Source organism: Sphingobacterium sp. N143 (genome assembly GCF_030325625.1).
GTDB lineage: Bacteria > Bacteroidota > Bacteroidia > Sphingobacteriales > Sphingobacteriaceae > Sphingobacterium.
Window position 1 is genome coordinate 1 of the sequence record NZ_JACAIS010000002.1, and the last position, 24,848, is coordinate 24,848.

Sequence of the window (24,848 nt, forward strand, 5' to 3'; positions counted from 1 at the left end):
TAGGGAGATTTCGTGCAGAATTCCAAGCCTTTTGTTTTATTTTCTTTCAATATCCCTGTAACTCGCTGTGAACTTGGTGGATTCTTTTTTGAGGAACTAGGCCTTGGGGGCTGAAAGCCCTCCTGCCAAGGACCCAGTCGCAAAGGTAGATATAGTAGGCCGCTGCAAGGACCACGAACTTATGGAAGGTCATTCCAGCACAAAGGCCTGGCTAGCCGAACCGAAAAAGGGACGTCGGCAGCACACACAGAAAAAGCTGACTACGCTGGAAAGTGGTCTACAACCGCCCCCCCCGGATCTGCTCCGGAAAATCCATACCCGCGATTCGGCTAGCCTGACCTAAGCCTTGAAGGATATAGTTCACACGAGGCAATGTTGTATCGTTTCTAACCAGGGCTTGGTGTAATATAAGTCCTGATCAATTAACAGTTTAGTATAGATTTAGTTTAGGTTTTACTTAGGTTTTACTTAGGTTTTACTTAGGTTTAGTTTAGGTTTAGTTTAGGTTGAAGCTAGACAAAAGCTAACTAAAAACTAACTTAATTATATACAATATCTAAGCAAATAGAAAACTTAATCTCCTTCAATAGAAAACCCGTCCACAGAAACACAACATTATTTACAAAGTATAGCGACCTATAAAGCAAAAAACACCGAATATGAGACATGGACAGGAACAACAGTTACATGTGACTAAAGTGAATCTAAACTATCTCATTATGGTCGTAAGAAGAGAAGAAAGGCTGATACAAGTTACAATGAAAAATAATCCAATTAGATAAGAAATTTAAAAAAATTATTCTTTATCGGGTCTGAAAACCCAAAAACGCTGAAGGGTATAATTAAAGCCCAAAGAAACAAGCAACTCAACAACCAGCTTGGAAAATAGGAAATTCAAGTGATATATATCTACCAGAAAGTGGATTCCAGTAGATTTCAACAAAATACTCCCACAAACTACAAGGACAAATTTCCATAACTGACTGCCTACAGAATGCTGTGTACTTCCAAATGACCAATATCGATTAATCAAAAAATTCACAACGGCACCAAGACTACCACTGATTGCATTAGAAAAAGGGGCACTGATTTGTAACAACTTGTAGCAGGCAGAATATACCCCAAAATCAAACAATCCGCCCAAAAAGGCGGATAGCTGTGCTTTTAAAAAAGTAATAACTCTTGAAGACATATTTAATGGGACTCTTCTTGCTGTTTCTTTAATTTATCTTCTTTATCTTTTGCATCGCCCAGTTTTAAGAGTAACCGAGTGTCATTCGTATTGATAATGAAAAGCAAAATACATATCACCAGCACACTCCAATTAATGGAACCCGGCATCACTACTTCAAATAACATAACCAAAGAGATAATGACCCGTATTTCCGTTGGACCGAGGATCCCGGCATCAATTGTATATTTATCCGTAATCCGATACCGGAGCTGTGAGATAATCATTGCCCAGCCATATAAAGCAACCAAAGTAAATCCTAAATACTTAAAATCGCCTGTCGTATATAGCACATAACCTAGACCGATAAAAACCGTGCTGATCCAATCCATCACGATATCTAATGCGAACCCATACCAGCGGCGTGACTTATTCCGATAGAAAGCAATACGTCCATCCAAGGAATCACCAAACCACTGCACAAAAAAACCTAGAATTCCTAAAAGGAGGTAACGGATATCGACATACTCTGCCAGAAGGAAACTCCCCAGTACCATGAGAGAACCAAAAAAACCAATTGCCGTGAGCCCATCTGAAGTAATCCAATTCGGAATCCGAGGAACCAGATAAGTAATTAATTTTTGCTCGGGTTGACTTAGAATATTTGTTCTTTTCCGGTCTTGAAAAAGTTTTTTATTAATTTTAAACTCACTCATCTGTTGCGATTATAACCATTTATTTTCTTTATACCAAACCAACGCCTCCATTAAACCGTCTTTCAAATTATATTGGGGGGCATATTGAATTTGTCGTTGGGCCAATGAAATATCGCAGCCCCAATTTTCGGCCGTAAGCTCGTTCAATCGCTCAGGGTACAGTACAGGTATCGTATTTGAATTTCTATATAAACGTTCAAAAATCTGCGCTACCAGTTTTACAATTCCCAGGGGAATATGCATACGGATCATTTTCTTTTGACTAAACTCCTTAAAATATTTTGCCATTTCATAACGATCATATACTTGTCCATCACTCAGGTTATACACCTGTCTTCCACCCTGATCAAAACGACAAGCATTCAAAATTGCCTGAACGAGGTCGGCCACATAGATAAAACTCAATTTTTGGGGAGATCTTCCAACATAGGCATCCATTCCCCCATTCATCGTTTTAAAAAGAATAAAAATATCTTTTTCTCTTGGGCCATAAACCGCGGTGGGCCTCAGAATAGTCACGGGGTATTCCTCAAAATCACGCAATGCAAGTTCGGCCTTTCTTTTACTGCGTCCATAAGCTGTGACCGGATGATAGGGGTTGCTTTCATCAATCAACGCGGCATCATAGTTGACCGGGCCTATTGCGGCTAGGCTACTGACAAATACAAACCTTTGGATTGGAACTGTTAATGAGAAGCACGCTGAAGCTAAATTTTTGGTATAGTCAACGTTGACTTTCTCTAAATCGCCTTCATTTTTGGCACGCGTCATTGCCGCAGCATGAACAACATAGGTATAATTCTCAGCCTCCAATAAAGCCTTCAGGGAGGCAATATCTGCGAAATCAGGATAAACAAACTTATCCACAAAAGAACGAATCTCCGACACATCACTCGACTTACGTACAGCTGCATGCACTTCCATCCCTGCCGCTTTTGCTGCCCTTGTTAAATGATAACCTACAAAACCACTCGCTCCAGTGATCAATATTTTCTCTATCATAATGATTTTTGATACAAACGGTAACGTTTGTACAATTCTCCATTAATTTGTTCAATAGCATGGTTCATCATATAATTATGCTCCAACATCCATGAACATTCGGCCCCTTTAATATTCGAGCCTTTTGAATTTTTAATAATACGGCCATATAGGCAAGCCTCAATCCCTAGCTTACGATAATCTTCCAAGACGCCCAACATCAATACACGCAACAAGTTGATCTTCTTCATCCCAAACAGCAATTTAAAAATCCCAGTGGGAAGCAAACGCCCCTTCTTGATCTTGATAAGAATCTGATTGATATCTGGAACGCCTAACCCAAACCCAATCAATTGGCCATCCTTTTCTGCTAAAATAGCAAAACGCGGATCAAGGATCATTTTGAGATCTTTAGCGGTATAGTTGAATTCATCTTCAGTCATCGGGACGAAACCCAAGTTTTTATCCCAGGCTTTATTGTAGATTTCCCTGACTTTCGCCGCTTCATTTTTGAAATCTTTAACATTAAATTGTCGCAATGTAATTCCCGATCTTTTCAGACGTTCTTCTAATTTTTCCAACAATTTCACTGAACGTTGACTGGCGGTATTCTCCATCACCAAATATGCACGGAGATCAACCTTTTGTCCATAGCCTGCCCTAGTAATCAATTCCATATAATACGGCGAATTATAAGGCATCATAGCGACAGGTGGGCGGTCAAACCCTTCCACCAATAAACCGACAGTATCATTGGTCGATAGATTGATCGGTCCGACAATGGTGTCGCCCCCCTTGGCTTTCACCCATTTTTCTGCCGTCTCAAACAAGGCATTGGCAACCTCTTGATCGTCAATACAGTCAAAAAAGCCCCACTGCCCTTCATTTACCTGATTAAAGGCATTGTGATTGTTGTTCCAAATCGCACAGATCCGGCCAACAATTTTTTCATCACGATAAGCTAAGAAAGGCTGTGCTTGAGAATGTTTATAGAACGGGTGCTTATTGGGGGAAAGCAGATCTTCTTGTTCAAGAAATAAGGCTGGTACATAATTAGGATTTCCCTCATAGAGACTATGAGGGAAATCTATAAACAACCGTCTTTGTTTCTTTGTTTCAACGGGTACAATCTGAATCATATACGATTAGATTTTATATTAATGTTTCAACTTCAGCTTGTTTGAATACTTTAACCATCTTCTCAATTGCTTCATCAATTTGGTCATAAGTATGTGTTGCCATCAATGAAAAACGGATCAAAGATTCTTCTGCAGGAACCGCTGGAGATACCACCGGATTAACAAAAACACCATCATCTTGAAGCATTTTTGTTACCCAGAATGTTTTTTCATTGCTGCGAATAAAGATCGGTAAAATAGGGCTCTCCGTAGCACCTAGATCAAATCCATGATCCAACAACTGTGCTTTGGCATATGCTGTATTTTTCCAAAGTCTTTCAATATGTTCAGGTTCAGTCTGGATAATCTCCAAGGCTTTCAATGTTGACGCTACCGAAGCAGGAGTCATTGAAGCGCTGAACATCACCGAACGCGCGTTATGCTTTAAGAAATCGATCACATCAGCATCGCCTGCAACAAATCCACCTAAAGACGCCAGCGATTTACTAAAGGTGCCCATGATTAAATCAACGTCGTTATTAAGACCGAAATGAGAAGCTGTACCAGCTCCTTTTTCTCCGATAACCCCTAGACTATGCGCATCATCGACCATAACTGCCGCATCAAACTCATTGGCGATTGCTGTCAGTTCCGGCAAGTTAACGATATCACCTTCCATACTAAAGATACCATCGGTACAGATTAACTTGGCACTATCCTCTGGTAGTCTGGATAATTTAGCACGTAAATCATCCATATTATTATGGGCATATTTTATCACTTTTGCAAAAGATAAACGGCTGCCATCTATAATGGAAGCATGATCCCGTTCATCCAATAAAATATAATCATTACGCCCCATCAAACAGGACAAAGGTCCAAGATTTGATTGAAACCCAGTGCTAAAAAGAATTGCAGCCTCTTTACCTACATAAGCAGATAATTTTTCTTCCAGTTCTACGTGAATATCCAACGTACCGTTTAAGAAACGAGATCCAGCACATCCAGTACCATACTTCTCCAAAGCATCCTGCGCTGCTTTTATAATCCGTGTATCAGTCGTTAACCCTAAATAAGAATTAGAGCCAAACATCAACACACGCCTACCATCGATTTTTACCTCGGTATCTTGTTTTGATTGAATAGGTCTAAAATAGGCATATAAGCCCTTAGCTTTCAACTCCTCTACAATCTTGAATTGCGATATTTTTTCGCCTAACTTTCCTTTACTCATGCGATAAAAAGGTATTTCTAAAACTATTTCTAACTTTTAGATGTTATTGTAACAAACAAAATTATCGAATTGGACTTTTATATAAAAAACTCTGCCTTCGACTAAAAATCTGCTTTACCCACAATGTAAGTTGAAATTCTACGTTGTATATGTTCACAATAATTCCAAAAAACGTTGCAAACATACGAAAACATAATCTGACTTTCACTTAAATTTAGTCATATTTTTAACACATCCCCTCAAAACAGTTAATTTTATTTTAATACTCCGCTAACATCTCACACACAATTCTACTATAAAATAAGACAATTTTAATAATTATATTTGCGAACTTTAAATTATCCTATAATTAGTTACATTTAGGTTCATTGCAGTAGCAATGGTATAGACTTACTAATATACAACAATATATGGCTTTATCTTCAGATATCAATATAAAAAATAAAAAAGCTTCTTTTGAATATCATTTATTAGACAAGTACATTGCAGGGATTAGGTTACTGGGTACTGAAATCAAATCCATACGTGAGGGAAAAGCGAATATCAATGACAGCTTCTGTAGTTTCTTCGATGACGGATTATATATCCGTAACATGCATATCGCCGAGTATTCCATGGGTTCATTTTATAATCACGAAGCAAAACGCGATCGACAACTCCTGCTGACAAAGAAAGAACTAAAGAAACTAAAAGAAAAAGGTGAGGAACGTGGTTTTACCATTATTCCTTTACGCATCTTTATCAGCGCTCGAGGCTTTGCAAAGGTTGAAATCGCTCTAGCTCAAGGTAAAAAAGATTTCGACAAAAGAGAAAACATCAAAGAAAGAGATGCTAAACGTGAACTTGATCGCGTGATGAAGTTTTAACCTATTGCGCCTGGCAAATGCTGCTGGTGTAAAGCGTTGATAATAAAAAGGGGACTAAAGAAATTAAGCCCCCTTTTTATCGACAGGATTATTCTTATATGGGATAACCTAAGCTAACACAGGATGAAACTAATCAATATCCAGCCCTTCCAATACGGGGATTGGCTGTTTATTTTCATTCAATGCAACGAAAGTAAAGACCCCTTCAATAGCCAGCTCTCGCCCTTCTTTGTACATATGTTCCAGATATATTTCCACTTTGACTTTTAAGCTCGTTCGCCCTACATGCTGAACCCGTGCAATAGCTTCAATAATGCTTCCCGAAGGAATCGCTTTATTAAAATCAATACGATCAGTTGACACGGTCACCAATGTTTTCCGACAGAACCGCGTTGCGGCCATAAAAGACACCTCATCCATAATGGACATCGCCTTACCGCCAAATAAAGTGTCGTGATGATTGGTCAGAAACGGAAAAACAGTACTGCACACATGCGTTTCCGACAAATCAATACGTTCTTGTAAAGTCATTTATTTTTATTTAGTAGATAATAAGAGGTCACAAATGTAACCAATCCTAAAATAAATACCTCATTTTTATTCCATATTTTCATCGATATCAACCCCTATTCCCTTCAATAATAAAGAGGCATTAAAGATTTTGCATTCGCCCATTTTCAGCTTATAGTCGAACACCATCTGCCCGGCATCCACACGAATATCAAAATGATAATTCTTGATCTCTCCCCGGAACTCCTCTTCCAAGCTGGACAACTGTAAATCATGCGTGGCCACCATCCCTTTTCCACTTAGGTGCACCAATTTTTTTATAATTGCCCGTGATCCCAGGTATTTATCCACAGAATTGGTTCCTCGTAACATTTCATCAATCAGAAAAAAACTATCAGCATGAGACGCTACAGTATCCAGTATAAATTTCATCCGGTTCAACTCAGCCTTAAACGTTGAGGTACTCTCATTTAAATTATCTCTGATACGCATATACGAAATGAGCCTGTAAATAGGCAGTTGAAACGAAATTGCTGCCACAGAGGCGCCTGCATAAGCTAAAATTGCGTTGATACCAACAGTACGCAAAAACGTGCTTTTCCCAGCCATGTTCGAACCTGTCACCAGGGCCACCCGATGGTCCAAACTATCATAATCATTTGCAACGACCTGTCCATGAGGAATCAATGGATGACACATACCCTTCGCCAGAATCCGGTCAGTAAGCGGGTCGTTGAGGATCGTTGGATACACATATGTTGGATGGTTTCGCTTCCAAACCGCTAGACTAACAATGGCTTCCATTTTTGCCAAAGTGTCAAATGCATTTACAATTTCATATTCGTATTTCTTTTTCCATTCGATAATTGCCAGTACCTGCCTAAAATCCCAAAGAAGAAAGAGGTTGAGGAATACACCTACCAGTACATTATTCCGCGCATCCAGATTATTGATAAGACCAGCAAGCTGCTGAAACGCTTTGGAAATAGGTACTTCGGCATGACCTCGCTTCAGCTCATTGGCCAGATCCTGCAACGATACCGTTTTCCATTCATGACTTTCAATGGAACGAATCGCATCCGCATAAGCTCCTAAGATGCCACCTATTTTATCGATCCTAGAAGAGAATATCCCCACACTTCCAGCTTTTGCCAAGGGCCAAAGAATATGAAACAACCCTATTAGCATGGCTATGGCGGAAAATTTTGAGTTTATGAAACTTCCTGCAAGGGCTAATAAAAATAGAATTGGTCCAATTTTGACATACCCGTGCATAAAGGCATTGCCAAACTGAAAATTCCGGTCCTGAAAATAAGTGGACAAAAATGCCTTGATATCCAATCGGTGGTTCATGCTCGCTAAAAGCTTAGCCTGAAAATCCCAGAGCCAATCTGATTCATTTTCCAGTTCTTGAGAAGCTTCTTGATTTCGCCGAATCTGCGTGCTGTCCAATGGGGCGTTGAGCCAGGAAGCCAAAAGATCTATTCCCTGTTTGGTGGCAGCTCGATTTAATTGTGCAAATAATGAATATTCACCAAATATATCCATGTCAGAGGTATACGGATGGTTTCCATCCGAAAAATCGTCTCCATGTGCATACATATTGGGTTTGCCCTCCGCAATGGCCTGCTCGTTGGTCAAGACCTGCAGATAGGACTCAACGTATTTTTTCTGAATTTCAAGTTGGCTTTGCCTGCGTACCAGGTAGGCAAATAAAAACAGTAATGCAAAGAAACACACAAAAACAAGCAGCAGATTTTCCAGTTGAAAGGTATAAAACAACAGTCCTCCCCCACCAAGAATAACCATTAGTCGAGACAGGCTCAACTTATTTACCTGTTTATTTAACTTTAAAACCCTTGAAGCAATCTCCTGATGCTTTTGGCCATATAACATATCGATTGGATTCATATATAAAGATTATTCATTCGTGTATGTTCAATTGATGCATGAATTCAAAGAATCAATTTGGATCATTCCTATTGGAAAAATAAAGAAAACCTTCCTATTTTCGTTTATTTCGATTGTTATATTGTAAAAATTAAACAAAAAAGCGAATAAGTAAGGCGTTCTCAGATTAAAGACAGCTAGGGCAGCTCTCGTCATAAATTTGGCTTACCATGCTTGGTCCCCCACCAAAGGGACAAAACGAAAAGTATCCAATTCTATACGGTCAAAATCATTTTCCCCCACACGAATTATCGTCATCATCTTTTGGGACTTCTCATCCCCTACGGGGATAACAAAAATACCGCCCATCTTCAATTGCTTTAACATCACCTCAGGTACAAATGGAGCACCAGCTGTTACGATAATCTTATCATATGGCGCATGTTCTTTGATCCCTTTCGAACCGTCGCCCAAAAAGAAATGTGGCTTATACCCCATGTATGGCAATACCTGAATTGTTCGATTGTATAGATTTTCTTGGCGCTCTATCGTATATACCTCGGCTCCCAACTCCAATAAAATGCACGTTTGATAGCCGGACCCGGTTCCTATCTCGAGTACTTTATCCCCCTTTTTCACATGGAGCAATTCGGATTGATATGCGACAGTATAGGGTTGAGAGATCGTTTGTCCATCACCAATCGGAAAAGCAATGTCCCGATAAGCCTGATTCCAAAACGTCTCATCAAAGAAGAAATGACGAGGCACCTTTCCGATGGCATCTAATACTTTTTGGTCTTCAATACCTCGACTCTTTAAGTGCTCCACCAATTTCTTACGCGCACCTTTCTCCCGATAATTATCAATAAACTTATATGCCATGGTGCTTCAAATTTACTTTTAAAAAGGCATATTCATGGGAACTATTCGCAAATCGTTTAACATCAATTCAATATAACGTTTTGAATGCACCTGGCACAACAGTAGTCGTCTGAAGCGCATCAGCAATAAAGTAACACATGCCTTTTCAGAATCTAACAGCAAGAGAGCAAGTAGACTCCAATACTACAGGGAGCCGATCAATAAGGATCCACATCGACCTGAACACGCACGCCGCTATTCCCCTTATCAAGCTCAAAGTCCAATAAAACAGCACGTATCAGCTCCTTTACTTTAGCCATGCTGATGTTCGTGCGCTCAATCTTCAAGGTAATTGTCTGAATAAAATTATTCCGTACCCGGGAAATCAATGGCGGCTCAGGCCCCAATACCCTTGCCCCTAACTGCTGACGTAGGGCAACAGCAAAACGATTGGCCGAATCGTAGCACTTCTGAAAATCGGCATGCTTGATATCAATACGGATAAGACGGTAAAAAGGAGGGTAAAAATAGTTCTTGCGTTCCGTGATCTCTGTCATGAACATGCCATCGTAATCATTGTTTACGACTTGCTCCAGCACACGATGATTCGTGGTATAACTTTGAATAATTACCCGTCCTCCAGCCTCCCTCCGACCAGCCCGGCCAGCGACCTGAGAGAACAATGAATAAGCACGTTCATACGAACGGAAATCAGGAAAATTAATAATGGTATCGGCATTCACTACACCAATCAAGCTGACCCGCCCAAAATCCAGTCCTTTGGCCACCATCTGTGTACCAATCAGCACATCAAATTCGTGTTCATCAAAAGCCGTGATAATCTTGTCAAAACCATACTTACCCTTGGTAGAATCCAAATCCAGCCGTCCTATACGGATTTCCGGCATCAGTAGTTCCAGCTCTTCCTCCACACGCTCTGTACCGAACCCTTTGCTTTCAATATGTGGCATCCCACATGCCGGGCATACACGAAGCGGTGGCTCAACATGACCGCAGTAATGACAATGCATCATATTGGAACTTTTATGGTAGGTTAAGCTAACATCACAGTTCACACATTTGGCAACAAAACCACAGGTATTACATTGGATCATGGTGGTATGTCCACGCCGGTTCTGAAACAGAATAACCTGTTCTTTATGCTTAACAGCCTCTTCAATTGCTTTCAACAAGGTTCCTGAAAAATAAGAGAACATATTTTCCTTTCGGCCTTCCTCAGGGATATTAACCAATTCAATCGTTGGCAACTGGGCACTCCCAAAACGCTCCAATAATTGGACAAACCCGTATTTTTTTGCTTTGGCATTGTAATAACTTTCCAAGGAGGGGGTTGCAGACCCCAACAACACCTTGGTCTGATGTAAATACCCCAGATAAATCGCTGTGTCCCGAGCATGATACCGGGGTGCCGGATCGAACTGCTTATATGAACTCTCATGCTCTTCATCCACAATAATGATTCCCAGGTCCTGAAAAGGAAGAAAAACTGATGACCGGGCGCCAATCACCACCTTAAATTCATTTTTCATCACTTTATGCCATACTTCAGCCCGCTCATTATCATTGAATTTTGAATGATAGACACCAAGCTTATCCCCAAAGTGCAATTTCAGCCGGGCAGTAATCTGAGCTGTCAAAGCAATCTCCGGTAAAAGATATAAGGCTGATTTGCCTTCCGCAATAGCCTGTTCAATCAGCCTGATATAAAGTTGAGTCTTTCCCGAGGCAGTCACGCCATGCAATAATGTGACATCCTTCTCCTCAAACGACTGTAGAATTTCATCAAAAGCGCGTTGTTGGTTCTCATTAAATTGAAAATTAGCATCCAGTTCCACGTCTTCACCCTGAAACCTGGACACCACTTTTTCCTTCACTTCAAACACACCTTTATCAATCAATGCAGTAATGGCTCCATGACCACAGCCCGAAGCTTCTACCAGCATTGGCCTGGTGATTTCTTCCGTCTTTTTAACAAGCTGCATAAATGCCAGAACCGCATCCTGTTGCTTAGGTGCACGGTTGAGGCTGTCCAGCAACTCACGCTTTGCATCTTCCTGTCTAAAATCAGGAGCAAAACGTAAAAAGGCCTTTGTTTTGGGCTTATATCTTTCTGTTATTTCCTCTGAAATCAGGACGATACCCTTGTCAAACAATTGCTTTAATATCGGAAATACAGTTTTTTGCCCCAGCAATTTAATGATATCATTGACCTTAAGCTCTCCGGCAACTTCCAAAGCTTCAATGATTAAATACTCTTTATCAGAAAGGGTCGAACGGTCAAATTCTTCCGATATCGAGGATATAACCCTTGTTTCGCTGGCCAGTTTCAACGCCGATGGTAAAGCAGCCTGCATCACCTCGCCCAAACTGCACATATAATATTCGGCCAGCCAGTCCCACAACTTAAACTGAGCCAGATCGACAATAGGATGCTCGTCAATAATATCCAAAATATACTTTGCTTCGTAATGCTTTGGTGCCTCATTACTGATCGACTTCACTACCGCCGAATAGATCTTATTCCGTCCAAATTGCACAATGACACGCACGCCCACCTTAATACGGTCATTCCAATCGATCGGAATACGGTAAGTATAGGTTCGTGCCAAAGCAAGCGGTAAGACAACATCAATAAACAAGGTATCTCTTTCACTAAAAATAGAAGATTGTGAATTGGACATAATTTCTAATTATGCGATAAAATTACAAAAAAACAGCGGTATTCGACCTTATTTTCCCATTCTGTCGATTCTACGCACCTGGCCCTTCACCGCTCAGCACCACGAAGGGAAAAAAGATAAGAGCATGAAGCCAGACTATGCTCCAAGGACTAAAAAAGAGCCTTCCAGAATCAAATCTCAGAAGGCTCTTTTTTGTTTGCAAACAGTTAAATATGCTACTCTTGTCTATATTATGATTTATTTTTCAGCGCAGCTACAAACAATGCAATCCAGCCAATAATAAACGACAATCCTCCCAAGGGAGTGATTGGCCCCAATATCGAAGGATTACCAAAGCCTGTTATCTCCCGTATACTCAATGTGTACAAAGATCCTGAAAAAAAGAAAATTCCGATTAAAAATGCAATAAAAGAAACTTTGATAGAATAGGTCTTCGCTCGGGAGAAAGTAGATAAAAACAATAACGCAAAAGTATGATAGAAATGATACTGATTTGCGGTTTTCCAAGTTTCAATATGATATGCACTTACCTTTCCTTCTAGACCATGGGCGCCAAAAGCACCTAATATGACAGCTAAAGCGCCCAACAAAGAGGCGACTAAAATGATTTTCTTATTCATTATATTAAAGTGAATGCTGAAAATGTGTTTCTCCCGATAAATGTATTAAAAACAGAACAAATTAAGGAATTTTTTGTTAAATTTATATTACAATGCCTTATTATCGGAACGATTCTCTATCGCTTCCCAGATATTTTTATTAGGTTTGTTTATGTATGAGTCCGTCATGAGCTAAGCCGCTCGCAAGCCCAAATGAATAGCTGCCCCATGATCGTTTCATCACCATTAAAAAACAATTTATACTGATGAAAAAAACAATTGTCATCACAATTTTATTATTCATAGCCGTCATTGCGGCAACGATATACCTTTTCGGCGATTTTAACAAAAATAATAAACAAGATTCCAAGGCTTTACAATATTTACCAGAAAACACATTAGCGATCGCTTCCTTTGCAAACGATCAAACCGTGGATACGATATTCCACGACTATGAATTGTTTAAAGCCTTAATTGGACAAGGCAATTTTGCCAACCTGCAAAGGTTAAAGGATGAATTGCTGAACAGTGAACAGCTTGCCCCACTTGTGGAGGGCCAGCAAATTCTACTTTCATTTCATCAGGAAAAAGATCAGATTACCCCACTTTATAGTGTGCAGGTAGGACAAAGTATTGACAACAATACCCTTGCTACCGTAATGGGACAAATTGGAAAAAACAATAAAATACAACCATTTGACACATTAGGACAGCAATTTTATGGATTCAATCAAGGGGTAAAAGACAGCACCCTCTATTGTACATATGCTCACGAGATTATATTTGCAAGTTATTCAAAACAAGTCCTTGCTCAGGTTTTTGACAAGAATATCAAGAAAATAGATGCAAAACAGATCGATTTTTTCGTCAATCATAATAACAAAAACACCCCTTTAAGCTTATATTTCTCTAATGAGCAAGTCCCGAGAATTGCCCGTATACTCATGAAATCCAAGTTTGGACATTATCTGTCACTGATCGATTCCTTAAAAGGACAGACTTCCTGGAATATGAACTTTAAACAGGATGCCTTGATCTTTAAGGGTGAAACTGATCTACTGGCCAGCAAAGGTAGCTATCTTCAATTATTTGCTAACCAGACAGCTCAGGTTCAGGCTTTGGGAAATTATTTACCTAAAAATGCGGCTTCTTATATTGATTTCAGCATTTCAGACCCCTATAGCTTTCGTGCAGGATTGAAAGAATTGTTCATTTACCAAAAAGAATACGACCGCATACAGAACAGCATCAAAAATATTGAAGATGACATTAATCTCTCATTTGACAGTGTCATTACCCCGATTTTTAACGATGAATTTGCCTTGGCAGAATTAGATAACCAAAATACACTGGGCCTGATCAGTATATCAGATTCTACCTTATTCACGGACAATTTCAAAAAAATCAGTTCTTCGGTCGGTGATTCCATTTATCAATTTAAATATTCCAACATCCTGTATGCATCGTTGGGTGCTCCTTTCAAGAGTTTTACACGGCCTTATTTTACGATTGTTGACAATATCATGGTTGTAGCAAACCGTACAGGGATCTTGAGAGACTATCGTGAATCTTTCCGTGAAAAGCAATTTTTATCAGGGACCTCTATTTTCAAAAATCATGCGGCCCTGCAGAGCAGTCGAAGCAATGTGACATTCTATTTGGAACCCAAAGCTGCCAAAAGCAATATCTTGACAAACTTAAAAACTGATTACGCCAAGAATTTTCAGGATGAGGATCAATTTGGTTTTCAGAATTTTTATTCCTGGTCCTATCAGCTCAGCGGCAACCAGGGAACATTTTCCTCTAGTTTATATGCACGCTATAAAAGTGATACACGGCTGGGAGGAAAACCCGAATGGACGGTACAGCTTGACAACCGCATCTTGAATAAGCCATGGATCCTCGATCAGGATGGCAAAACGAAATTTATTCTGATTCAGGAACAGGATCATACCGTACATGCTTTTTCCCCGGATGGAAAAGAGTTATGGCAAAATCTATTCCAGGGGGAGATTTTGGGAGAACCCATTCAGCTACAGGATTTGAGCATTATTGTCGTCACCAAAAGTCGCTTATATCGCTTTATGCCTGACGGAAAAAATCTCAGCGGATTTTCCATTGAATTGCCTTCTACAGCAACCTACGGTCCCACAATTTCTAATTTTAATAAGGAACAGCGCATCTATATTCCAGCTACCGACCGTATCCTTGCCTATACACTAGACGGTAAAAGAGTCGAAGGTTTTGAAAACAATCGTGTAGAAGGCCGAATTATTTTTGACCTGAAAACAACAACCTTGGGCCAAACCAGTTATATCATCGCTGGGACCAGCACCGCATCTGTTTATTTTTTCGATCAAAACGGCAAGATTCTTCATAAACAGACTTTGGATACCGACGGGGAGAGTGTCAATAATCCAATTGGTCTGGTTGCTGCCTCGGATGAAAAAAACTCATTTGTATATGTTGCCGATACCAGGGGTAGTGTTTTCAAGGTTCCTTTTGAAGGAGAAACAAAAAAAATAAAGCTTGGGGAATGGAGGAAAGATGTATTCTTCAATTTCGAAGATATCAGTGGTGGTGCAGACCGAGATTTTGTCATCCTTGCAAACAATAAATTGAATGCATATAGTTCAAGAGACTCTTCTTCCTATTTCGAATATAAGTTTATTGAAGACGTAAGTAACAGACCGCTCTTCTTTAAACGGATCGGAAAATCTGATGTCCTAGGCGTCGGTACCGCTAACCGCATGATTTATGTTTTTGGATCAGACGGGCTGGTACAAGAAGGATTCCCGATAGAAGGATTTTCGAAATTCTATTACGGACCGATTAATTACGGCGACAATGCCAATTATTTGATCTGTATGAAAAGGGATTTCAAGATCTACGTATACAAGTTTTAAAAACTTGAAAATCAAAATTTTAAAACCATAAAAAAACACAGTAAGATGCAAAAGATGTTTATAAAAAATTTGTCTAATCTAATTTTTTTATAGTAGGTTTGCAGACTTAATATGACTATGCTGAAATCGGAAGAATTAAAAGAAATATTAGCTGAACCAAAGCGTATTGTAATTACTACACATTACAAACCAGATGGTGATGCATTGGGCTCATCTTTGGGATTGTATTTTTGGCTGACTGCTAAAGGACATAAAGTCAATCTAATTGTGCCATCAGATTTTCCAGCCTTTTTGGACTGGTTACCTGGCTTAGCGCATGTACAGATATATACCCACGATATTCAATTACATAATCAACAGATTGAAGCTGCTGAAGTATTGTTCTGTTTGGATTTCAATGGTCTTTCCCGTATCCATGAGATGGCCGAACCTATTCGTCAAGCAAAAGGGATCAAATGCATGATCGATCACCACCTGGATCCGGAGGGATTTGAGGATTATGCATTCTGGGATTCAACTGCAGCAGCAACAGCACAACTGATCTATCGTTTCTTGACCAGCGAAATGCAAGATGCTGAACATATCAGTGCAGACATGGCAACTTGCCTCTATACCGGTATTATGACCGATACAGGCTCCTTTCGTTTTCGCTCTACCACAGCTGAGATTCACCGCATCATCGCAACGTTAATTGACTGTGGAGCACAAAATTGGGCTATCCACGAAGAAATATACAATAGCTCGTCTGAAAGTCGGTTAAAATTTCTGGGGTTCTGCCTGCTCAATCGACTTGAAGTCATCCAGGAATACAATACCGCCATCATTCATGTCACCAAAGAGGACCTTAATCAGTTTCAGGTCATTACCGGCGATACGGAAGGATTGGTCAATTATGCACTTTCCATTAAAGGAATTCGTTTAGCTGCCCTAATTATTGATAGAAATGAACAAATTAAACTATCTTTGCGGTCGATTGGGGAAGTTCCTTGCAATGAAATCTGTAAATTGTATTTCAATGGAGGGGGTCATCTGAATGCCTCGGGCGGCAATTCGAAAGAAAGCCTGGAGGCTGTGGTGGCTAAATTCAAATCAATTTTACCAAATTATAAAGAAATATTAACAAAATAAGATATCGTAACATACATTAGAAAATGAAGAAAGCAATTCTATTTTTTGCGGCAGCAGGCTTTTTGATGACCTCATGCCAAAAATTCAAAAAGGCTGAAGGTGGTCTTGAGTATAAGATCGTGGATGATAATGCAAAAGAAAAAGCAGTATCGGGTGATTTACTAGCCATTGACATCGTACAATCAACAGATAGAGATTCCGTGATGAGCAGCACCTATGAAATGGGTATCCCTCAGATCGTTCAATTATATCCAGATAGCATCATCGCTAAAAATCCAGGTGACCCTACAGGATTATTCAAATATGTCGGTGAAGGAGATAGTTTGGTCTTCAAAATCAACTTGGATTCTATGGCCGCAAAAACACATCAGCCAAAACCTGAATTTGCGGATAAGTTCTTAGTTTTCTCAATTAAAGTTAAAAAGCACTTCAAAAAAGGGAAATTAACAGATCAGCAATTAGGTGAGCAAGTTCAAAAGTACTTTGAAGGAGAATTGAACAAACACAAAGATACTGAGCCTGCAAAGCTTGAAAAATACATCAAGGATAAAAACTTGAAAACAACAAAAACAGCTTCAGGACTTCAATATGTAGTCACTAAGGCAGGTACAGGAGCAAATGCTAAGCCAGGAGACTCACTTCAAGTTAACTATGTAGGTTCACTGACTACAGGCGTTGTTTTTGACACCAACCTTCCTGATGTGGCGAAAAAAGAAAAGATTTTCAATCCGCAACGTCCTTATGAAGCATTAAAATTCCAATTAGGTGTTGACGGTGTTATCCCAGGATGGACTGAAGCATTCCAGTTGTTCAATAAAGGTACAAAAGCAACTTTAGTGATCCCTTCATCTTTGGCTTATGGTGACCGCCCTTCAGGTAAAATCCCACCATACGCTCCATTGGTATTCGAAGTTGAGGTATTAGACATTAAACCAGGAAAAATGCCTGCTCCGGCAACTGCAACACCAGATGCTGCTGCCCCAGCTGCGAAAACTCCTGCAGCTAAAAAATAATCGGACTGATCAAGGCGATCCTCCAATAAAAAGGTCGGCTTCATTTTTGAGCCGGCCTTTTTATTGGAGGATATTTTTTTGGTCCAATTGCTATGCTTTCACCTTGCTGGTTTCTTGTTTTACCTTTTTTATTTTCCACCATAGTACACCCACAGCCAGTACAAAACATACGATCATGATAACTGTCAGTGCAAGGAGCGCCTTGTCCGTATGATGATTTTCCGCATGTTGGATAAACATCAGCCTAAAAATCCGAAGGTAATGTGTAGATGGGATCACATTAGCAATGGCTTGTATCCATCCTGGCATCAGGCTCGACGGCCAGGTAAAACCGCTCAAAATAAAAGCTGGGGTAGCGACAACCATCAGTACTTCTGTTGATTTCAATTGCGAAGGTAATAGCAGACTTACCAGGACACCAATAAAGCAGACTGCCAATAAAAACACAACCGTACAGAGCACAAAACGGCCAAACTCGGCATGGAGAGGCATACGATAATATTGCCCAAAACCCCAATACAATGCCAATATCCCTACAGACATCAAGACATATGGCAATATCTTGACTAGAATAAGCCCTATAGGATTCGAAATTTTCTTGACGAGTTCAGGAAAGGTATTTCCCTCAAATTCGGATGAGAAGGATAAGGCTAGTCCCAATAATAAAACTTGCTGCAATACCGTAATCAATACTCCGGGCAACATAAAATACAGGTAATTACCGCTTCGGATATTTTGCTTGACAATAGTGGTTTTAAAAGGTTCATATTGTTGAGCGGCGATACGTGCCGGAACACCACGTTTCATCTGGCCCTGGATCTGAATACCAGCCTTCATGGTCATTGCACACACATTGACGGCCATTAGTGCGGTATTGGAAGTCAATGTGTTGGCCCCATCAACAAAGACTGTAACCTCAGGTAGACGACTTTGCTGCACCCCAGAAGCAAATCCTTTGGGGATATGTACAATGGTCGTCGCATCATATTGGATAGCAATATCCTTTGAATCAAATAAAGACGGCAGTACTTTGGTCACTTGAATGCTTTCATTATCAGACAGCATATCAATAAACGAACTGCTTAAAGGGCTATTGTCCTCATCCACCACGATGATGGGCATCTCCGTAACTTTACCCTGTTGATACACATGGCCTACCAGAACTCCGTACAATACCGGTGCACCTAAAAAGAGCATCAACAAAACTTTATTGTTAAAAAAGAGCAGAAACTCCCGTTGGATCAATTCTAAAAATTTTTTCACATCAAGTTCTTTTTAATTCGCATGGAGGACAACAAGTGTTTTTGCCAACAGATCTTTTGTTCCAGCAACATCTTCCGGCACGACTTTTAGTTCGAATACGGCCAGTTGTGGATCAAAGTCGGGATAAGCCGACGCAATATTGGCATACGAATTCAATGCTTTTATGCTGATCACTTTTGCTTTGACCTTTTTATGGTTCAGGTAAGGAATTTCAACCTCAACAGCCGCTCCCTTCTGTAGTGTTCCGACCTTGTTTTCTGGCAATGTAAACCGAAAATAAGTTGAACGGTCCAAAAAACCATTGATAATAGGATATCCCGCCATAGCCAGTTCTCCAACCTTGAGATTGATGGTTTCTATGCTCATATCCTGGGGCGCGATCACATATTTTTCTTGCGCGGCAGCATTGACTTCAGATATTGCTCCCAATGCACGCTCTTTTTGTCCCAAAGCCATCATCTGTTGCTCCCGTCTTGCTCCACCGCGAGCTTCGGCCAATTCGGCCTGCGCAGCAAGATATTGATTTTTTGCTCCCTGATACTTTGCGTAAGTTTCATCATACTTCTGCTGTGGGATCAGGCTATCCTGCAACAAAGCCTCCAATCGGCCGATCGATTTCTCGGCAAATTCATATTGCTCCCGGAGGCCATCGACTTTTGCCTGTAATTGGACCAACTGCCCCTTGGTAGCCCCTTTGACAGCCATGTTATATTGTGCATCGGCGGCCTGTAAAGCACCTTTCGCCTGTTCTTCTTTAGCATCAACTTCGGGAATACTCAAAATAGCCAAAGTATCGCCAGCATGCACAAAATCACCTTCTGCAACTAAAAACTGAGCAATTTTTCCTGGTACTTTTGTCACTACCGTCACCTGCTCACGCTCAACCTTACCTTCTATAGGTTTTTCCTTCACCTGACTGGTACAGGAAACAAAAATAGATAAGGATAATACCCCATATAAATTTTTCATATTAAATGATTTATTTTTTAATACTCCTCCAAAACACCCATTTATTCATCAATCATTGTACGTTGTCCGTATGGGCATCTTCATGTATAGTTTGTAATAATTTTCCCGATGTATGCAATAATTCAACCGCAGCCGTTCGCTGCTGCAGCACATTGGTAAAATAACTTAAACTGACTTTATACCAATCGTTTTCTGCTGCCAATAATGCTGTCACGTCAATCAATCCCGCCTGATATTGCTTGGCAGCCATCGACAGATTATTTTCTGCAACACGCATCTGCTGCTCCCCTACTTTCAATTTTTGATTGCCTGTGGTGTAGGTAACTTTGTTTTTGCTTAACAGCAGATTCAACTTTTCTTCCGTATCTTCCTTTTTCGTCGCATTGATAGTCTGGTCCAACTTGACCTGCTTGATCTTGTTGTGATGCTCTCCGCCTGTATAAAGATCCCATTTTACGCCAAGGCCAACCATCAGATTGGGATTTCCTTTGATCGAATTTAACGGCAGGTTTACAGTCCCCAATAAGGGACGGTCCTGGATACTCAGTTTCGAATTGAAAACATTCAGATAATTTGCAGAGCCAAATGCAAAAACGGCCGGAAGGGCACCTCCTTTTTCCTTTTTATATAAATACGCATAGGCTTTTGATGAAGCATCCAGCGCTTTAAGTTCTGAACGCTGGTCTACGTTGTCGGGAATCTCCGACAAGAATATCGGTTCAAGACCATAATGGATTCCACCGACTTCCTGAAAAGGCACACCTGTCTCCTGTCCTATCTTTTGACAGAGAAGATCACGATTTCCGGCCACTTCCACTTTTTTCTCTTCCAGTTCCAGCAGGGCCAATTTAAGCTTATCCCGGTCATAAGGAATTGCCAGCCCATGCTGGATTGCTTTGTTCACCTTTTCCTGCTCTTTCTTCAGCCGCTTCTCCGAATCCACAATAAGCTTATCCACTTCATCCAAAAGCATCAGTTGATCAAAAGAGGCTATAATATCTTTTGAAAGCGTCTCACGGCTTGCTGATTCCATATACTGCTGCGCAACAGCCTTCTCTTTCAATGCTTTTATGCCATTCGGAATTTGCAATCCCGAAAAGATGACCTGTTTTACAGAAACCCCTGCATAAGCTGCCTGTCCATGCATGCTAAATCCTGTAGCTCCTTCAAAAAGCCCCAGATTCAATAAAGGTAAGTTGACCGTAGGAACATCCACGCTACCATGGCTATGGACATAACCATATAATCCCAAGGCTGAGACATGTGGTAATCTGTTCGCTTTGACACCATCTACTTCTAAACGGGCTTTATCCACTTCATAAGCCTTTAATTTTAACTCTTTATTTGTTTCAAAGGCTTTCTGAATAATATCTTTTACGGCCGGGTCAATCAGAGACTGTGCATGCAGTTTATCTAAACATATTACTGACACAAAGGCGAACAAACCCAAGCATAGCTTCTTATTTATCATATGATTCATTTATTCTTGTAAAAAATAGGACAACAACCGTTCTTTTGTTAACAGCAAACTGTGCTGTATGTTTTTATACCACCCGTTATTTCCAAGATAACAAAAAAAGTATATCCGTATAATATGACTAAAAAATTCCTTTTCTGTTCTTCAGAACTCATTTTTCAATACAAAGGAATCCCTTATTAATTTTCATTTTGTTAATTAATAAGTTATCTTTGGAGAGCTCCTCCACGCAGAAAAATATGTTGCTTACAGATACACATACACACATTTATTACCACGCAGGCACTGACAAACTGCAAGAACAGATTCAGCGATGTCTGGATAACAATATACAACGCCTTTTTTTACCCAACGTCAATAGTGCTTCCATAAAACCCGTCTTTGATACTGTTGCAGCATACCCTGAGCATTGTTTTCCTATGTTGGGACTACATCCCTGTGATGTGAAGGAAAACTACGTTGAAGAGTTAATAACTATCCAAAAGAATCTCGAAAATCACAAAGTCCATGCCATAGGTGAGATTGGATTGGATCTTTATTGGGATAAAAGTACGCTCAATATCCAAAAAGATGCTTTCCGCACTCAGGTTCAATGGGCTAAGGAACTTAATTTGCCCATCGATATTCACTGCCGGGATGCATTTTCAGAATTATTTGAGCTGCTGGAAGAACTACACGACGACAGACTATATGGTGTCCTTCACTGTTTCACAGGTACACTGCAACAAGCCCAGCATGCCATTGATTTAGGATTTGCCCTGGGTATAGGTGGTGTCGTTACATTTAAAAAAGCAGGGCTGGACAATGTTGTCAAAGAAATCGACTTAAAACACATCGTATTGGAGACTGATGCCCCCTATCTTGCCCCTGTTCCTTTCCGTGGGAAAGAAAATGAAAGCAGCTACCTCGTTTACGTTGCCCAGAAAGTGGCAGATTTACATCATCTGCCTATTGAAAAGATAGCAGAAATAACAACAGCAAATTCACAACGTATTTTTGGTATATAATCTAAAAAGACCCCCAATGCACAATATCTTTATTATCTACACGGGTGGAACCATAGGAATGGTTAAAGATGAAACAGGAACCTTTGTTCCTTTCGACTTTGAATTGATCAAGCGTAATCTTCCCGATCTAAGCCGCTTAGACTATAAACTGACTGTACACTCTTTCGAGCCCATCATTGACTCTTCAAACATGAAGCCGGAAATATGGATAGAAATGGCACAAATCGTTAAAGATAACTATGCCAGTTATGATGGCTTTGTCATTCTCCATGGATCGGATACAATGGCATTCACGGCCTCCGTATTGAGCTTTATGCTCGAAGGGCTTCAGAAACCTGTCATTTTATCCGGATCACAGTTGCCAATAGGCGAGATTCGGACAGATGCAAGGGAAAATATGATGACAGCACTGGAAATTGCTTCTGCCAAACAAAACGGTGTATCTATCATTCAAGAAGTATGCATACTTTTCGATAATAAGCTCTTTCGTGGCAACCGGTCATTTAAGTACAATTCGGCTAAATTTGAGGCTTTCAGATCTCCAAATTATCCTGTCTTAGTTGAAGCAGGTATTCATCTCAAATATAATACAGATGCTTTATTGAACAATATTGACAAGGAATTTATCCTGCATACCAAATTAGACAATCGGGTTGCCGTATTAAAGCTCTTCCCCGGTATATCTGCCCAGACGATCAAAGCCGTCCTGGATTCAGATGTGCGGTCTATTGTAATGGAAACGTTTGGATCTGGAAATACGACAACGGATACCTGGTTTTTGGATTTATTAAAGGGAGCCATAGATCAGGGTAAAAATATCCTGAATATTTCTCAATGTAAGGTAGGGTCGGTAGAACTAGGACGATACGAAACCTCACAGGGACTGAAGGCAATCGGTGTGCTCAATGGCTATGATCTGACTTTTGAGGCTGCGGTCACCAAACTCATGTACTTGCAAGGAGAATTAGCAGACCAGAAAGAAGTTGCTTATTGGATCGAAAAAGATATCCGTGGAGAATTGACCGTCAATGACTAAAGTAAAAGGTTCTGTCAGTTATAGCGTTTATGATCGCAAAGCCCCCCTATTTCCGGCTCTTATATAAGGAGCAGGAAATAGGGGGCTGAAGATAAACTAGCCGACACGCTGCAATACCTCGGCAACCACAAAATTACTTCCGCCTACAAAAATCAGATCCCCAGGCTGATAAGCCACCTTGGCAGCCTCGAAAGCGTCTATGACAGTCCTAAAAGCCTTTCCTTCCAGACCAAATACCGAGGCTTCAGCTTGAAGCAAGTCCGCAGGCATTGCCCTAGGCATGTCAGGAGCTGAGAAATAATAAATAGCCTCCTTTGGAAGATATGGCAGCATATGTGATAAATCTTTGTCGCGCATCGCTCCGATGACAAAATGCAATTGGTGGTAAGTAGTCGTTTTTAAATTTTTTAGAACCTCGAGAATACCATCTTCATTATGTCCCGTATCACAGATGACAAAAGGGTCCTTAGACAATTGCTGCCATCGTCCCTGAATTCCGGTCGATGCCTGTACTTTTTTCAAAGCCTCATGAACCTGACCTGTACTGATCACAAACCCTTGCTTACGCAGTTCATCAACGGCTAGTAATACACCGGCCAGATTCTTCGCCTGATAGCCACCTTTAAGGTCCAGCTGATAATTGTCGGTATGCACATTGGGCCCCACAACTTCAATGGTCAAATAATCCTGATCCACAGCTTGCATTTTAGTCTGATAGACCTGAGAAGCAAACAGAATAGGAGCATTTTCCAAATGTGCTTTTTCTATAAATACGGGGGCAGTTTCAGCAGCATATTCCGAAATGATCACCGGTGTTTCTTTTTTAATTATACCGGCCTTTTCACCAGCAATTTCACCCAACGTATTTCCCAGCATATTCATATGATCAAAGCCGATGTTTGTAATCACTGATAAGAGGGGCCGTATAATATTTGTGCTATCCAAGCGTCCTCCAAGCCCCACTTCTATGACCGCAATATCGACCTTATTCCTTTCAAAATAATCAAAAGCCATGGCGACGGTGATTTCGAAGAATGAAGGTTTAACCGCTTCGATCAGCTCACGGTGCGTTTGGACAAAATCCGTCACAAATTCTTTTTCACACATGATCCCATTCACCCGGATACGCTCCCGGAAATCCAATAAATGAGGGGAGGTATACAGTCCGGTCTTATAACCAGCTTCGGCTAATATGGCCGCCAGCATGTGGGAAGTGGATCCTTTTCCGTTTGTACCGGCAATATGTAAGGTTTTGAATTTCTGCTGCGGGTTATCCAGCGCATCGCAAAGTCGAATGGTATTGTCAAGGTCTTTTTTGAAGGCTGAGGCACCATCCCTTGTAAACATAGGCAATCGAGTATAAAGATACTCGATTGCCTCTTCATAAGCATTCATCTGAAT

The 24,848-nt window shown here is 40.5% G+C and carries 20 protein-coding genes; 6 read left to right on the forward strand and 14 right to left on the reverse strand.

The window, feature by feature from the left end; translation table 11 throughout:
- Positions 1-796 precede the first annotated feature (796 nt).
- From HX021_RS03845 to spt, 5 genes are read right to left on the reverse strand one after another with little or no spacing between them, the layout of a single operon-like run.
- Positions 797-1,192 carry a GtrA family protein gene (locus HX021_RS03845; RefSeq protein WP_286588523.1) on the reverse strand — a complete coding sequence of 132 codons (396 nt, stop codon included), beginning with the start codon at positions 1,190-1,192 and terminating at the stop codon, positions 797-799.
- A 2-nt stretch (positions 1,193-1,194) separates the two neighbouring features.
- Positions 1,195-1,887, reverse strand: a complete 693-nt coding sequence (locus HX021_RS03850; RefSeq protein ID WP_286588525.1) for a CDP-alcohol phosphatidyltransferase family protein — start codon at positions 1,885-1,887, stop codon at positions 1,195-1,197.
- 9 nt (positions 1,888-1,896) lie between these two features.
- Positions 1,897-2,889, reverse strand: a complete 993-nt coding sequence (locus HX021_RS03855) for an NAD-dependent epimerase/dehydratase family protein (RefSeq protein WP_286588526.1) — start codon at positions 2,887-2,889, stop codon at positions 1,897-1,899.
- Positions 2,886-4,007: a hypothetical protein gene (locus HX021_RS03860; protein WP_286588527.1), complete on the reverse strand. Its 1,122-nt coding sequence runs from the start codon at positions 4,005-4,007 to the stop codon at positions 2,886-2,888. Before HX021_RS03860 ends, HX021_RS03855 begins: the two co-directional genes overlap by 4 nt.
- Before the next feature lie 13 nt (positions 4,008-4,020).
- Positions 4,021-5,220, reverse strand: a complete 1,200-nt coding sequence (spt, locus tag HX021_RS03865) for a serine palmitoyltransferase (RefSeq protein ID WP_286588529.1) — start codon at positions 5,218-5,220, stop codon at positions 4,021-4,023.
- A gap of 410 nt (positions 5,221-5,630) precedes the next feature.
- On the opposite strand from spt, the gene smpB reads away from it, so the two are divergent.
- Complete coding sequence (gene smpB / locus HX021_RS03870; protein WP_286588531.1) at positions 5,631-6,086, forward strand: SsrA-binding protein SmpB; 456 nt, start codon at positions 5,631-5,633, stop codon at positions 6,084-6,086.
- 129 nt (positions 6,087-6,215) lie between these two features.
- Here the strand turns inward: smpB and HX021_RS03875 are convergent, their stop codons facing one another.
- The 5 genes from HX021_RS03875 to HX021_RS03895 form a co-directional block, all read right to left on the reverse strand.
- Positions 6,216-6,617, reverse strand: a complete 402-nt coding sequence (locus HX021_RS03875) for an acyl-CoA thioesterase (protein WP_286588534.1) — start codon at positions 6,615-6,617, stop codon at positions 6,216-6,218.
- 66 nt (positions 6,618-6,683) lie between these two features.
- Positions 6,684-8,507: a MutS-related protein gene (locus tag HX021_RS03880; protein ID WP_286588536.1), complete on the reverse strand. Its 1,824-nt coding sequence runs from the start codon at positions 8,505-8,507 to the stop codon at positions 6,684-6,686.
- Between the two features lie 204 nt (positions 8,508-8,711).
- Complete coding sequence (locus HX021_RS03885) at positions 8,712-9,368, reverse strand: protein-L-isoaspartate(D-aspartate) O-methyltransferase (protein WP_286588537.1); 657 nt, start codon at positions 9,366-9,368, stop codon at positions 8,712-8,714.
- A 197-nt stretch (positions 9,369-9,565) separates the two neighbouring features.
- Positions 9,566-12,049, reverse strand: a complete 2,484-nt coding sequence (gene priA / locus HX021_RS03890) for a replication restart helicase PriA (protein WP_286588539.1) — start codon at positions 12,047-12,049, stop codon at positions 9,566-9,568.
- A gap of 230 nt (positions 12,050-12,279) precedes the next feature.
- On the reverse strand, positions 12,280-12,669 hold the full coding sequence (locus tag HX021_RS03895; RefSeq protein WP_286588541.1) for a DUF423 domain-containing protein: 390 nt from the start codon (positions 12,667-12,669) through the stop codon (positions 12,280-12,282).
- Between the two features lie 245 nt (positions 12,670-12,914).
- On the opposite strand from HX021_RS03895, the gene HX021_RS03900 reads away from it, so the two are divergent.
- The 3 genes from HX021_RS03900 to HX021_RS03910 all read left to right on the forward strand — a co-directional run bounded on the left by HX021_RS03900 (position 12,915) and on the right by HX021_RS03910 (position 17,695).
- A complete protein-coding gene (locus HX021_RS03900; protein WP_286588543.1) occupies positions 12,915-15,554 on the forward strand; it encodes a hypothetical protein in 2,640 nt (879 codons plus the stop codon).
- A gap of 117 nt (positions 15,555-15,671) precedes the next feature.
- Positions 15,672-16,682, forward strand: coding sequence for a DHH family phosphoesterase (locus HX021_RS03905; RefSeq protein ID WP_286589314.1), 1,011 nt, complete (start codon positions 15,672-15,674; stop codon positions 16,680-16,682).
- Between the two features lie 23 nt (positions 16,683-16,705).
- Positions 16,706-17,695, forward strand: coding sequence for an FKBP-type peptidyl-prolyl cis-trans isomerase (locus HX021_RS03910; RefSeq protein ID WP_286588544.1), 990 nt, complete (start codon positions 16,706-16,708; stop codon positions 17,693-17,695).
- A 90-nt stretch (positions 17,696-17,785) separates the two neighbouring features.
- Here the strand turns inward: HX021_RS03910 and HX021_RS03915 are convergent, their stop codons facing one another.
- From HX021_RS03915 to HX021_RS03925, 3 genes are read right to left on the reverse strand one after another with little or no spacing between them, the layout of a single operon-like run.
- A complete protein-coding gene (locus HX021_RS03915) occupies positions 17,786-18,958 on the reverse strand; it encodes an ABC transporter permease (protein ID WP_286588545.1) in 1,173 nt (390 codons plus the stop codon).
- 12 nt (positions 18,959-18,970) lie between these two features.
- Positions 18,971-19,927, reverse strand: a complete 957-nt coding sequence (locus HX021_RS03920) for an HlyD family secretion protein (protein WP_286588546.1) — start codon at positions 19,925-19,927, stop codon at positions 18,971-18,973.
- 52 nt (positions 19,928-19,979) lie between these two features.
- Complete coding sequence (locus HX021_RS03925; RefSeq protein WP_286588548.1) at positions 19,980-21,398, reverse strand: TolC family protein; 1,419 nt, start codon at positions 21,396-21,398, stop codon at positions 19,980-19,982.
- A 245-nt stretch (positions 21,399-21,643) separates the two neighbouring features.
- Between HX021_RS03925 and HX021_RS03930 the strand changes: the two genes are divergently transcribed.
- On the forward strand, positions 21,644-22,411 hold the full coding sequence (locus HX021_RS03930; protein WP_286588549.1) for a TatD family hydrolase: 768 nt from the start codon (positions 21,644-21,646) through the stop codon (positions 22,409-22,411).
- A 16-nt stretch (positions 22,412-22,427) separates the two neighbouring features.
- On the forward strand, positions 22,428-23,447 hold the full coding sequence (locus HX021_RS03935) for an asparaginase (protein WP_286588551.1): 1,020 nt from the start codon (positions 22,428-22,430) through the stop codon (positions 23,445-23,447).
- Between the two features lie 96 nt (positions 23,448-23,543).
- Here the strand turns inward: HX021_RS03935 and HX021_RS03940 are convergent, their stop codons facing one another.
- A complete protein-coding gene (locus tag HX021_RS03940) occupies positions 23,544-24,842 on the reverse strand; it encodes a bifunctional folylpolyglutamate synthase/dihydrofolate synthase (RefSeq protein ID WP_286588553.1) in 1,299 nt (432 codons plus the stop codon).
- Positions 24,843-24,848: the final 6 nt, after the last annotated feature.